Raw genomic sequence first — 13,729 nt, 5'->3', positions numbered from 1 at the left:
CTTGGTGTCTCATTTGTATCGGCGGTTATTCTACCTGTGGTATAGTATCATTGTATTCTATTTTAAATAGAATGCAAGGAAATTTGAAAAATAGATATTGACGCCACTAAACGATTAAAACACAAGTCGGCAATCAATTAAAGCCGTCCTATTAAGAAGGGGCTTTTACCCAATTTTCCGATAAATCTTAGTGAACTATGGGCATTTAGTGATGGCTAACTGGAACAAAAAAAATATTAAACGCTTGCTTTTCGGAGAATTTTCTATCAAACGACTTATGAAATCTCTAATCTTTGTTTAGGCATTTCTGTGTTTTTACGCTTTCTTTTTTTCAGAACGGCTAATTTTTCAACCTCCCCCATCTAGTCAGAGTGAGAGCAGGGAAGTTATCAAAGTTGGCTCAGCTAATGGCGTGAAAATTTCTACTGGTCATTTTCCTAACCCGCAAGCTAAATATACCATACTTTACAGTCACGGCAATGCAGAAAACTTGGACGGCATTTTGTGGCTGCTCAGAGAGATTCGAGATAGCGGGTTTGCTGTGTTTGCCTATGATTATCAAGGTTACGGCACGAGCCAGGGAAATCCTTCTGAGTATAATACTTATCGTGATATTGATGCTGTTTACAATTATTTAACCCAACAGTTGGGAGTACCTGCAAAGCAAATTATTCTTTACGGCCGTTCTGTGGGCGGTGGGCCGACAATTGATTTGGCTTCGCGCCAAAAAGTCGGCGGTTTGGTGGTTGAAAGTTCCTTTGTCTCGGCTTTTCGGGTGTTGACGCGGATTCCGATTTTACCCTTTGATAAGTTTGTGAATATTGATAATATTGGCTTTCGTTGGATCGCCTGTTTTGGTGATTCACGGTAAGGCTGATGACGTGGTGCTTTTTTGGCATGGAGAGCAGTTGTTTGCAGCGGCGAAGCAGCCAAAATTAAATTTTTGGGTTGATGGAGCCGCTCAATCGATTTTAGATTTTAGATTTTAGATTTTAGATTGACTTGCGCGAGATAAATGCTCTTTCTTGAGGATTTTCGAAAATCGATTTGGGATTGATTCCACGGATAAATCACGTGGCGGGTACCACCTTTGAAATTTTTGGTCATAATGATTTGATGGATGTGGCGGGCGATCGCTATGCTGCAACTTTGCGAAAATTTGCTAAGCTAGTAGATCAGTCTTTTTGACCACAATTATGAGCAACGGGCTAGAAGCCCGTTCCACAACAAATACACTTACACTTTCTTGTGAGCCGTTGCTCTGAGCAACGCCCCTGAATTAATGCTCGCCTACTTAATTTAACTAGGTCGGTTTGGCGATCGATAAAATGGTTTTTTCACCACACTAGCCGGATAGTTTTTACCGCGAATTTCGATTTCTAATTCCTGACCGATTTTCGCTAATTTTGCCGGAACAAGGGCGAGGGCTACTGGTCGATTCAATGTCGGCGATAATGTACCGCTAGTAACTTCTCCTACTGTTTCGCCTTCAAATATTACCGGATAGCCGTGGCGTGCAATGTGCCGCCCCTGCATTTCTAACCCTACCAACCGCTTTGATACTCCATTCGCTTTCTGCTGTTCCAAAACCTCGCGACCAATAAAATCGCCTTTGGTGTCGAAGTGAACTACCCAACCCAATCCAGCCTCTAAAGGCGTGATATTGTCGTCGATATCTTGACCGTAAAGAGCCATTGCTGCTTCTAAACGCAAGGTATCTCTGGCACCCAAACCGCAGGGTACAACGCCAGCAGCTAACAATTTTCGCCACAGTTCTTTTCCTACTTCGGCATCCACCATGATTTCAAACCCATCTTCGCCGGTGTAACCTGTTCTGGCGATAAAAATCGGCTGTCCCAACAGATTTGTTTCTAAGTGACCGAAGGCCTTAATTGGTGCGAGGTTGTCTTCTACAAAAGGCTGGAGATATTTGAGAGATTCCGGTCCTTGAATTGCGATTAAAACTTTATCTTCGGAGATGTCGGTAAAACAGAGTCCGCTCAATTCTAAGTGAGTGGTGAGCCATGCTTTGTCTGGGATGCGAGTGGCGGCATTGACAATAATTACTGCCCGTTCTTCCCTAGTGATAGCGTCGGGTTCTTGGCAGTAGAAAATAATGTCGTCTAAGATGCAGCCTTTGGCATTTAGCAAGACTGTATATTGAGCTTGACCGGGTTGCAAGCGGCTCAAGTCTGAGGGTACTAAGGGTTGAAATTTTTCTATTAATTGTTTCCCTCTCAAGCTAAATTTTCCCATGTGGGAAATGTCGAACATTCCTGCTTGCTGGCGTACTGCTTGGTGTTCGCTGCTGATGCCTGCATACTGCACCGCCATCTCCCACCCGGAAAAGGGCACCATTCGGGCTTTGAGTTCTAAGGATAGGTCGTACAGAGGCGATCGGGCAAGTTCGCTCGGCCTCTCTGGATTGTTGGGTTCAGTTGACTTTGCCACAGGTAGCGTGTTGGTTGTGGGTAGACTGTTTTGATTTTACGGGAAAATTAGACCTCTTGCAAAAGTCAAAAACTCACCCCCCACCGGTCCCCCCAAGCCTTGGGGGGAAGCCGGAAAAATTAGGCTCCCGAACCGCGAGTTCGGGGAGGGTTGGGGAGGGGTCTGGTGCATTTTTGCAAGAGGTCTAATATTCCTAGCAGGCATTCAATTAAGCTGATTAGTCGTAGGGTAACAAGTGACCTTGAACACCTTGCAAGATGGGTTATCCTAGAAATGCTAGGTAGAAGGGCTAGAACGGTTGGAGTTGCGCGAAATACTCTATCCTTTTGCGGTTAACTCCTAAATCTGACTCTCCCAGACGGGAAGCCGATCGCACATGGATAACTTTTGCTCCATCATCTACCAAAAATTCAACATCATCAACAAACCCCATCAAAGCACTGGTGAACTCCGCATAGAGGTAATTATCAGTTGCCGTGATAATCTTAGTTTTTGCCAAAGACTCGATCGCCGCTTTGAGCTTTGCCATCGCTTCACTCTGGGACGAAGTGTATGCCAAAGGCTCTATTTTATGTTCGGCATCTTGACTGAAGCTGCTGACGCAGTTGGGGGAACTCGGGCACGCTGCGAGTTTTCCTGACACAATGCCGATATTGGCAGGTCTTTTTCCAGCAAACACTGTTTTTTCTCCAGGTATAGCGATAAAAATTGCGATCGACAGTATTGCTACTGCTAGCAATGACATCAAAATAACTAGGACTCTTTTCAATGCTGTCGGCGATTTTGGTTCAACTGTTTGCAAAGGATTAGCCCTCATGACTCGTGCAAATTACATCTTATTTTAAGATTAATTGAAATTGACCGCGAAAACTCAAAAATATTTACTTTGTGCTTCAATCAACCAGTAAGTCAGCATATTTCCTTTACCTTTAATCGGGATCTCACCCCGTTCTTCAAAAACAAACTGGTCTTTCAAACGCTCGTAAGTCGCCGCCGTCACTTGAATTTTACCAGGCAATCCGTTGGACTCCATCCGGGAAGCAACATTAACAGTATCCCCCCACAAATCATAGCTAAATTTGCTAATCCCAATAATTCCCGCCACCACCGAACCGCTGTGAACCCCGATCCGCAGTTGAAAATTTTCTCCAATTGTGAAATTAAACCTTCTCAAAGCTGCCTGCATATCCAAAGCTAAAAGTGCGATCGCCTCAGAGTGATCCTCCCGCGGCGTTGGCAAACCCCCAACCACCATGTAAGCATCCCCAATAGTCTTAATTTTTTCCAACCCGTGCAACTCAGACAACCTATCAAACTCCGAGAAAATTCCGTTCAAAATTTCTACCAACTGCGTCGGAGTTTTTTGAGCAGAAAACTCTGTAAAACCCACCAAATCAGCAAACAATACGCTGACATCATCAAAATGGTCCGCTATCAACTTTTGCTCTTTTTGCAAGCGTTCGGCAATAGGTTTCGGTAAAATATTCAGCAGCAATTTCTCTGTTTGCTCTTGCTGCAATTTCAGGGCAGCCTCAGCTTGTTTGCGCTGAATAAGCGAACCGAGCTGCGTAGCAACAGCGCTCACTAATTCCAACAAGCGCGGCTGACATGGAAGAGCTTTCTCGCGATAAAAAATCAAAATAGCTAACACTTGGTTGTCCGCCAATATTGGCACCCCAAAAGCCGCTTTCAATCCCACAACCGCCGCAATTTCCGATCGCAAAAAAACTTGATCCGGTGCAGTAGAAACATCCTCGATCCATTCAGACTGCTGCGACTGCCAAATCCTCCCCGGGAGTCCCACACCGGGAGCAAAAGTTAACTGCCAACTTGTTTGTCGGAATTGGGCAAAACTCAAGTCGCTGACGTACCTGCCTGTAGCGCATTTTAAAACGCCCTCACTGCAAGGAATCCAAGCTTCGCCCAGATTCCATTCAATAGTTTTGCAAATTAAACCTAAAATCACATCTATAGCAGAGTCAAAATCCTCAGATTTGCTAATAGCTTGAGTTGCCTTCAGCAGCAACGTCGTTGCCATTTCAACCTGGCGGCGTTCCGCGATTTCCTGGTGCAACTGGACGTTTTGACGGGTCAACTTTTGATTTTTTTCTTGCAATTGCATTTGCAATGAACGCACAGTAAGTTGATTGCTCACTCGCGCCAATACTTCTTTCACCTGAAAAGGTTTTGTGATATAATCTGCTCCGCCCACTTCAAAAGCTTTTGCCTTATTTATTCCTTCTTCTAGCGCGCTGAGAAAAATGATGGGAATTTCCCTAAATTCCGGTTTTGATTTCAGTTTTTGACACAGTTCGTAGCCGTCTAGATCCGGCATCATAATATCGAGTAAAATCAAATCTGGTGCGCTAGATTGAATCGCATCTATGGCAGAAAAACCATTAGTAACAGGTCTAACTTTATAGCCGTTTTTTTGCAAAATTCTAATTAACAAACGCAGATTATCGGGCGTATCGTCAACTACTAAAATATCTGCTTGATAGTTTTCACTTTTTTCCGAATTGATCTGCATTATCTAATTCCTCCGCCTCGGCAATTAAATTGAAAATTTTCTGGTAATCAAAATTATCGAGATGACCCTGGAGGATTGTGGCAAATTCAGGATGAGCGTCCCTTATTTCCTCGATTGTCCTGGAAATTAAGTCAAAATCAGCACTGCGGATTACCTGCTTAATGTTGTTTATCCATTCTTCAGGAAGTTTGGGCAAACAAGCAAGTACAGCATTAGAGGGGGAAGCAGATAGATTATTTCGATCGCCTGTGGAGATAAACTCCGTTGAGTTAGAGTAGACATACTTCACCCCCAAATGTTTGCTGAGGGTATCAAATATCTCTGTTTTACGGAAAGGCTTGCTAATAAAATCGTCGCAGCCGACCAATAAAGCAAACGATCGCCTTCCTTCAATTGTACTAGCTGTCAAAGCAATTATCTTCGGAATCGGGGATTCGGGAGCGTTCATATTCATTTCCCTGTTTTCTTGTCGCTCTTGCTCTCTCTGCTGTATAGCCGCCTTAATTTCTTTAGTAGCTTCGTAGCCGTCCATCACTGGCATTCGCAGATCCATCAAAATTAAGTGCGGGTGCCAATTTTCCCACATTTCTATTGCTTCGCGACCGTTGGTGGCTTCTTGGAGCTCGAAACCCAAGGGAGAAAGCATTTTGACTAAAAGTTGGCGGTTGTCTTCGCGATCGTCTACAATTAAAACGCGGTAGCACGGTTGATTTGGTTCCAACCCAATAACTTCGCGGTTAATTTGCTCTCTGGGAATATCAGCAGCATAAACCGCACCGACTGGAATTTCAAATTTAAAAGTAGTGCCGACTTCCAGTTGACTTTCTACGACGATTTCTCCTCCCATCAGGCGGACAAATTGACTGCTTATATTCAATCCTAAACCCGTGCCTTTCTGACTTTTTTGACCGGAAGCTGTTTGCACAAATGCCTTAAAAATATTGCCCAATTCTTCCGGAGCCATCCCAACTCCTGTATCTTCTATTTCAAACTGCAGCCAAAAACCCGGAACAGTTAAATCCTCAGCCTCTTCCCTCAATTTAACCATTGCAAAATCAGTGCTATTTAGGGCAAAATCCCGAATACTTGTTGTGGTATCAAAGCAAGCTGTTGGACGGTCTAATAAATCACAAAAACCCGAAGTTTCTAACTTTCTAACTCTTAAGATTATTTCGCCTGCTTGCGTAAATTTAATCGCATTGCTGAGAAGATTAATCAGCACTTGCCGCAGTTTAATATCATCAGTGCGCACGTACTGAGGAACGCCATCCTCCCGCTGAAAAAGCAACTGCAAATCTTGACTTAGTGCCCGCAGTTGAAACATATCTTGCAAATCGTCAAGCAAGCGGTAGAGGTCGAAGTTTTTCGGGTCGATCGTCATCCGCCCCGCTTCGATTTTTGACAAGTCTAAGACTTCATTGATCAAGGTGAGCAAGTGTTCGCCACTACGGCGAATAATTCTCATATTTTCTTGGTTTTCGACAGTAAGATTCGGGCTGGGCTCCATGATTTGCGCAAACCCGAGTATGGAATTGAGAGGCGTGCGCAACTCGTGGCTCATATTGGCAAGAAACGTGCTTTTAGCTTTATTTGCGGCTTCAGCAGCTTGTTTTGCTTGTTGCAGTTGTTCTGTGCGTTCGTCAATTTGGGCTTCTAAGGTGCGCTGGTAATCGGCTAATATTTTTTCGGCTTGTTTGCGATCGCTAATATCTTGAAAAGCTGCGATCGCATAAGCAATATTTCCGTTAGCGTCAAAAATCGGCGTGGTATTGATCTCGATCGCAATTACTTTTCCATCTTGACGGATTTCTACATCGTCAACCTTGACAAATTCTCCTTTCAGTGCCCGCAAAATTGGCAGATTATCCGGCGGGTAAAGCTCATCAGTATTGGCAACATAAAGTTGATAAGTTGCAGCTAATTGTTCCGCAGTGCTTTCCGAGATAGTGTCTGCACCCAGCAATTCCCCCGCTGTCTGGTTGAAATAGGCGATCGATCCGTCGGGATTATAAACAGATACCCCCACTGGCAAAGCTTCTAAAAATTGACTCAGGCGACTTTCACTCGCAGACAGCGCCTCATTTGCTAGCTTCAACTCTTCGTTGACTGCTTGTCGCTTCAGGATTTCATCTGTTAACTTTTGGTCTTGCAAGTAACTGTGAATTGCTTCTACTACCGTTAATTTTAAGTCTTCATTTTGCCAAGGTTTAGGGATATAACGGTACAATTTAGCATACTTGATAGCATTGCTCAGGGCTTCCAAATCTGCTTGCCCCGTCAGCATAATAGTCAGCGTATCCGGCGAGCGTTCGTGAATTCGTCTGAGCAGTTCGTCCCCTTTAATATCCGGCATGATATAATCGGAAAGCACCAAAGCAATCTCGTATTCATCGGCCTGCAAATCTGCCAGTAACTCTAAAGCATCAGCCCCCCCTTCCGCCGTTTCAATAATACACCGATCGCCGATCGCCTTTTTCAGTTCAATTTTTAAACTGTTCAAAACATCAGGTTCATCATCAATACAAACAATCACAGGTTTTTTCATAACTTAGCCAGCCCAGATTTTATAGTCTCTATTAACTCTTTGCTCTGCCACGGTTTGTACAAACAACAGTATAAATCTGCTTCTTGTACTGCCCGCTGAAGTGCCGCTGCATCCGCTTGTCCCGTCAACATCACCTTAATAATTTTAGGATATTTTTGATGAACTTTAATTAAAAGTTCGTCACCTTTAATTCCCGGCATCAGCCAATCAGAAATAACCACAATAACCTGAACTTCTTCTTGAAAATCCTTAAGTAAATCTAAAGCTTCATCACCACTTTCAGCTAATTCATAAAAGTAATCATTTTTAAATTCATTCTTTAGCTGTATCTTGAGATTATTCAATATATCGGGTTCATCGTCAACGCAAAGAATTACAGGTTTATTCATCTTTTCCTCTCTGCTTTAGTTTTAGTGGGCTTACTAACTTCACTTGCTTCTACGTTTTGATTTCGGGTGAAGATGCAGAATATCTGTCCCCTATCTTATCTTAATAGAACTTCCGAACAGAAACGCGGTTTCTCGCAATAAATCTTGTATTTGCCAAACTGCCACGAGTGTCACGGGAAATCAGCCTCCTGCGGGTAAGTTTTGTTTAATAGATTGGCAGCGAGACTGTAAAAGTTGTCTGGTCCGGTATAGACTCTACAGCAATTGTGCCTTCGTGTTTTTCAACAATTTTTCTCACAATATCCAATCCCAAACCGCTACCTTCGCCCGCAGATTTAGTCGTAAAAAATGGCTGAAAAATTTTGGGCATAACTTCTGGGGGAATGCCTTTGCCGTTATCAGTAAATTTGACGAAAATATTTGCATCTTGGTGCTGAGTTTCAATCGTCAAAATACCTTTATAATCCATTGCTTGCAGGGCATTGTGAACGAGATTCGTCCAAACTTGATTTAAGTCATCTGGATAGCACATAATTTTGGGTAAATCTCCATAATTTTTAATTACTTCTATACCGTGTTTCAGTTGATTTTGATAAAGGGTTAACACCGTTTCAATCCCGTCGTGCAAGTTCGCCTGGACTTTTTCTTGTTTGCTATCGAAATGAGCGTAGGTTTTCAAGGCAAATACTACTTTTCCCGACTTCGCTGTTGCTCTTTGGATCAGGCTAATACTTTTTTTAAAGCTCGCAAACTGGTAAGCAGTATGTAAAACAAGTTCCCAATCCGGCAATTTAAAAAGTGGCAATAATGGTTCTATTTCGTAAATCTCCATGTCAACTAAAGTATCGGCAATTTCCTCGGGATTTTCAACAGATTCTGCCATCAACTCCCCCGTCAACTTCTGCTTAAATTTCCGCTTCTCTCTGCTGGTAAATGAAGTTTCTTGATGGGTAGCTCTGTACAGTAAACTCAAGAAATAAGCTTGGCTTTCTTCAGAAAGTTCTTGAAAAAATTGAGGCATTTTTTCTAAATTGTCGTCCCAAAAATTAGCTATATTATTAATAGAAGAACCTATAATGCCCAGGGGGGTATTGATTTCGTGGGCAATGCCAGCAATCAGTTGTCCCAGGGCTGCCATTTTTTCCGATTGAATCAAATGCTCTTGGGTGGCTTGCAGTTGGTAGATCGCAGTTGCTAAATCTTGATTCTTTTCTTGCAAAGTTTGTTGCAGCGAACAAATTTTTAAATGAGTTTCTATCCTGGCTAAAACTTCTTCAACCTGAAACGGTTTGGTAATAAAGTCCACTCCCCCAACTGCAAAAGCTTTAACTTTATCCGTCACGTCGTTAATCGCACTGATGAAAATCACGGGAACGTCTTTTGTTACTTCACAATCTTTGAGCCGCTGACAAACTTCATAGCCGTCCATCTCCGGCATCATAATATCCAGCAGCACTATATCCGGGGGCATTTTTTGAGAGGCAGACAGTGCTAGCTTGCCGTTGGGAACCGGGCGAACTAGATAGCCTTTTTCGCTCAAAATTCCTGCCAGCAGCCGCAGGTTTTCGGGCGTGTCGTCCACTACTAAAATATTAGCTCGATTGGTTTTAGGTAAAGTTGAAGTCATCGGGTATTTACTGGTTCTCGCTGATCTTGATTATGTCCAAAATTCTGTCATATTCAAAATTATTAATGCAATCTTGAAGCCTGTCCGCAAGAGAGGGATTGACAGTGCAGATTTGTGCGATCGAACTGGCGATCGCCTCCATGTCCACACTCAAAATATTTTGCTTGAATTGGGCCATCCAGTCTGGAGAAAGAGAGGCGAGATCCTCCGGTGTCAGCACCTCCTGACTTGACTCCCCTACACCTGCCGCGCTGACTGCTGTTGGATCTTCATAAATATAGCGTACTCCTAAATGTTTTCCCATTGCCACGAAGATATCCTCTTCTCGGAACGGTTTCCGCATAAAATCATCGCAACCCGCCGAAAGAATCACCGCCCGTTCTTCCTCCAAAACGCTAGCAGTCAGGGCCACAATCGCCGTTGCTTGCCCGCCAGTTGTAGTTTTAATCTGTTTCGTTGCCTCGTAGCCGTCCATCACGGGCATTCTCATGTCCATCCAAATCAGATGCGGTTCCCACTCCCTAAAAATATCCACCGCTTCTTTACCGTTATTAGCTTCTCTCAACTCAAATCCGAGGGGACTGAGAAGTTTTACCAACAGTTGGCGGTTCAAAGGTTTGTCGTCCACAATTAGCAAGCGATAACTCGGCTGATTCGGCTCGAGGGCAACCACTCGACGTTGAGTTTTTTTGCTTTCAATATCACTAGCTTCAACCAGATGAACTTGGATGTCAAACTGAAATAGTGCACCTTTTCCGATCTCGCTGCTAACAGTAATTTCACCTCCCATTAATTGCACGAACTGGCGGCTAATCGATAAACCTAAACCCGTTCCTTCCTGAGAATCTTTACCTGTTTTTGTCTGGACGAATGCTTCAAACAACTGATGGATTTCCTCCGCAGCAATGCCTGCACCGGTATCTTGAACTTCAAAATGCAGCGAGTAGCGGCCGGGCAATTTGTCAGGGCTATTTTTGTGTACCTTCCGCCTTCCTCCTTTGACTTGCACGGACACTCCCCCTTCCGAAGTAAATTTAATTGCATTGTTGAGCAAATTAATTAAGACTTGGCGCAATTTCACTTCATCAGTACAAATGTAATGGGGTACTTCCGCGTCCCGATCGAAGATTAATTGCAAGCCTTTTTGCTCTGCTTTGAGAGCAAACATATCTTCTAAATCGTCGAGCATCTGGTACAAATCGAAGCTTTTTTCATTGACGGTAGTGCGTCCCGCTTCGATTTTGGCTAAGTCTAAAACTTGGTTTATTAAAGCGAGCAAATGTTCGCCGCTGCGCAGGATAATTGCGACATCTTCTTGATTTTCAGGAGACAGAGTTTGACTGCGCAGCATGACTTGAGCAAAACCGATGACCGCGTTCAGGGGCGAGCGCAATTCGTGGCTCATATTGGCGAGAAAGGCACTCTTAGCTTTGTTTGCTGCTTCGGCCGCTTCTTTCGCCTGCTGCAGCTTTATTTCCGCTTGTTTCTTATCAGTAATATCTTTGATAAAACCTTCGTAGTAAAGTAGATTTCCTGCTTCATCGCAGACAGCGCGACAAGTTTCGGAAATCCAGATTATGCTGCCATCTTTGCGGTAAACTTCCGATTCAAAGTTTGATAGTATCCCGTACTCGCTTATCAGTGCTGTAAATTCGTCGCGGCGGTTGGGGTTCACGTAAAGCTGGTTCTTGAAATTTGGCTGTGCTGCTATTAATTCTGCGGGCGATTCGTAACCGTATAGCTTAGCTAAAGCGGGGTTAGCGCTGATGTATTTCCCGTCAGCAGCAGTTTGAAAAATTCCATTCAAAGCATTTTCATAAATGTTGCGGTACTTTTCTTCTGCTTCCCGGAGGGCAGTTTCTGCTTTTTGGCGATCGGTAATATCGCTAGAAATCGACAAAAAACAAGCTTCTCCGTCAATATCGATGGTTTCTATAGACAGCAGTGCCGTTCTTTCTGTACCATTTTTATTGCGAAACCTGAGATCGTAATTGTGTATTGCGGTCTTATTTTTTAACATTTGAATCATGCGGTCACGCTCTCCCAAATTCGCCCAAAAATTGAGCTGCACCGCTGTTTTACCGATAATTTCTTCCTGACTGTAGCCCATCATCCGGCAAAAACTATCATTAACTTCTAGGTGACAGCCATCACTGATTCTCGTGATAGTAATCGCATTCGGACTCGAACGAAAAGCTTTAGAAAACTTTTCATTTGCCTTAGCAAGTTCTGCGGTGCGTTCGGCAACTTGCACTGCTAAATTTTGGTTGTATTCCCTTAATACTTTCTCCGCTAGTTTGCGTTCCGTAATATCTTGAAAAACGCACATTCCGTAGATAATATTTCCTTGGGCGTCGTAAATAGAAGTTCCGGAAATTTGCATGGGAACAGTTTTGCCAGCCGAGGAGATTTCAATGTCATCAACAGTTACACTTTTGCCCTGCAAAGCATTTAAAATTGGATCGCGTTCCGCCGGATAAATTTCCTGAGTTCCCGCTAAATAAACTCGGTAGGATTGGCGCAAATTTTCGGCATCTGCTTCCACAAGTCCTTGACCTAAAAGCTGCTCTCCTATAGGATTAATGTAGTGAGGTTGACCGTTTGGTTCTACAATAAAAATGCCTAGCGGTACTGCATCGAGAAATTGTTTGACTCGGCTTTCGTTCTCCGATAGGGAAGTAAATGATTGCTGCAATTGCTCTGCCATGCTGTTAAAAGAAGCGGCAAGTTCTCCGAGTTCATCTTCGCGATTGAGAGTGAGCTTTGTCTCCCATTCATTCCGCGCCAAAGCTTTGGCTGCCGCATTCAATTTGAAAATCGGTCGCACCACCCATTTAGCAGTAAGAATCCCCAGAATTGTCGCCCCGAGCAAAGCTGCAACCGACAACAAAAAAGTTGTGCGCGTGTTGACGTTAATTTGCTCCATAAAGTCGGACTCTGGTACCACTACTACAATCAGCCAATCCAACCCTCTATCGTCTTTAAAAGGAGCTACCTGAATAAAATTTCGCTTGCCATCAATATCAAAAGTAAGCTGTTGAGAATTATTGATTTTAGCTAAGCTGTCGTAGGATTTCTCTAAATGCTGTGCGGTTTGGCGAATTACCGGATTGTCGCTTTCCGAAGCTTTGATGCGTCTTGTTTCTTGACCTTCCCTCACGAATTCTTGAGTCGCCGTTGAAGTGGCAATTAACATTCCCGATCGCTCCATCACAAAAGTTTGCCCCGACTTGCCAATTTTAAGGCTGACGAGAAATTCTTTGATGCGGGAAAACAGCACATCGCTACCAGCTACTCCTAACAGCTTGCCAGCGTCATCGTAGATAGGCATAGCAGCAGTAATTGCCAGTTCCCTAGTCAAAAAATCTGTATAGATTGGAGTCCAAATTGGTTTTTTTGCGGCAGCGGCAGCTATGTACCAAGGGCGAATTCGCGGGTCGTAAATATTGGGCGAAATTTGCACTAATTGAAGGCGGTTTCCCTGAGAGTCAGCAGTATATCGAGCTAATTTATTGCCAGTAGATCTGTCAGCAGCAGATATCAAAGTCCGATCTTTTGTGCGGATTGCTCCCGAGTGTTCTCCCTTTTCTGTGCCTGTGTAAATGATGCTTATCGCATCAAAATATTGAATTTGTTCAAGGAAATTCTGTTCTAGTTTTTGCTTGTCTTCTAGTTTCAAATGTCCCAATTTTATGGTTTGAACGTTCAGGTGATTGACTATGTGGGGAATTGACATATAATTTTCAATGCGGTCTTTGATGCGATCGCTAATTTCTCCCCGCAATTGAGCGGCAACATCGTTGACCGCCCGCTGACCGTTTTGGAACGACAGCCAACCCACAACTCCTACGATGGAGACAATTTGCACTAAAAAAGGAACTACGATCACTGTTTGTAATTGAGCTTTGCCGACAATTTTGGTAGCAAAGCGCTTGAGCGGTTTAGGAAACATATTCATCTAGCGGCAATTATCAAGTGAGGTACAGGTTGGTAGTTGGTAATTAGTAATTGGTAATGGCTAATTAGTAATTAATACTTGATAACTTTTGAAAATCCGGGTTTCTTTGTTTGGAGTGCGTGACCTCAGAAACCCGGTGTCTTTCCGGATTTCTCGTTAGTTAACCCCAATTTTTTCGTATAAACTGGCTTTATCGCCCAATTTTATTAGACTTATTGCATGAATTTTT

General features: G+C 43.5%; 8 protein-coding genes. 1 reads left to right on the top strand and 7 read right to left on the bottom strand.

Translation table 11 applies throughout. The annotated features are described in order from the left end of the window. Positions 1–412: 412 nt before the first annotated feature. Positions 413–871 (top strand): alpha/beta hydrolase, encoded by a 459-nt coding sequence (locus QUB56_RS26210; RefSeq protein WP_332959146.1) that lies wholly within the window; start codon positions 413–415, stop codon positions 869–871. 428 nt (positions 872–1,299) lie between these two features. Here QUB56_RS26210 and gcvT read toward each other — a convergent pair whose 3' ends face one another. The 7 genes from gcvT to QUB56_RS26175 form a co-directional block, all read right to left on the bottom strand. Beyond that, positions 1,300–2,451, bottom strand: coding sequence for a glycine cleavage system aminomethyltransferase GcvT (gene gcvT / locus QUB56_RS26205; protein WP_332959145.1), 1,152 nt, complete (start codon positions 2,449–2,451; stop codon positions 1,300–1,302). Positions 2,452–2,740: 289 nt separating this feature from the next. Beyond that, on the bottom strand, positions 2,741–3,253 hold the full coding sequence (locus QUB56_RS26200) for a DUF1499 domain-containing protein (RefSeq protein ID WP_332959143.1): 513 nt from the start codon (positions 3,251–3,253) through the stop codon (positions 2,741–2,743). A 69-nt stretch (positions 3,254–3,322) separates the two neighbouring features. Further along, positions 3,323–4,981, bottom strand: coding sequence for an adenylate/guanylate cyclase domain-containing protein (locus QUB56_RS26195; RefSeq protein WP_332959142.1), 1,659 nt, complete (start codon positions 4,979–4,981; stop codon positions 3,323–3,325). Continuing rightward, positions 4,956–7,526, bottom strand: coding sequence for a response regulator (locus QUB56_RS26190; RefSeq protein WP_332959141.1), 2,571 nt, complete (start codon positions 7,524–7,526; stop codon positions 4,956–4,958). Before QUB56_RS26190 ends, QUB56_RS26195 begins: the two co-directional genes overlap by 26 nt. Then, positions 7,523–7,915, bottom strand: a complete 393-nt coding sequence (locus QUB56_RS26185) for a response regulator (RefSeq protein WP_332959140.1) — start codon at positions 7,913–7,915, stop codon at positions 7,523–7,525. The genes QUB56_RS26190 and QUB56_RS26185 overlap by 4 nt, the downstream gene beginning before the upstream one ends. A 205-nt stretch (positions 7,916–8,120) precedes the next feature. After that, the gene (locus QUB56_RS26180; RefSeq protein ID WP_332959139.1) at positions 8,121–9,542 is read right to left on the bottom strand and encodes a response regulator; all 1,422 of its coding nucleotides are present in this window, start codon (positions 9,540–9,542) and stop codon (positions 8,121–8,123) included. Positions 9,543–9,549: 7 nt separating this feature from the next. After that, positions 9,550–13,494, bottom strand: coding sequence for a PAS domain S-box protein (locus tag QUB56_RS26175; RefSeq protein ID WP_332959137.1), 3,945 nt, complete (start codon positions 13,492–13,494; stop codon positions 9,550–9,552). Positions 13,495–13,729: the final 235 nt, after the last annotated feature.

This window comes from Microcoleus sp. AR_TQ3_B6, assembly GCF_036702785.1.
GTDB lineage: Bacteria > Cyanobacteriota > Cyanobacteriia > Cyanobacteriales > Microcoleaceae > Microcoleus.
This window is presented reverse-complemented; position numbering and strand designations above follow the sequence as displayed.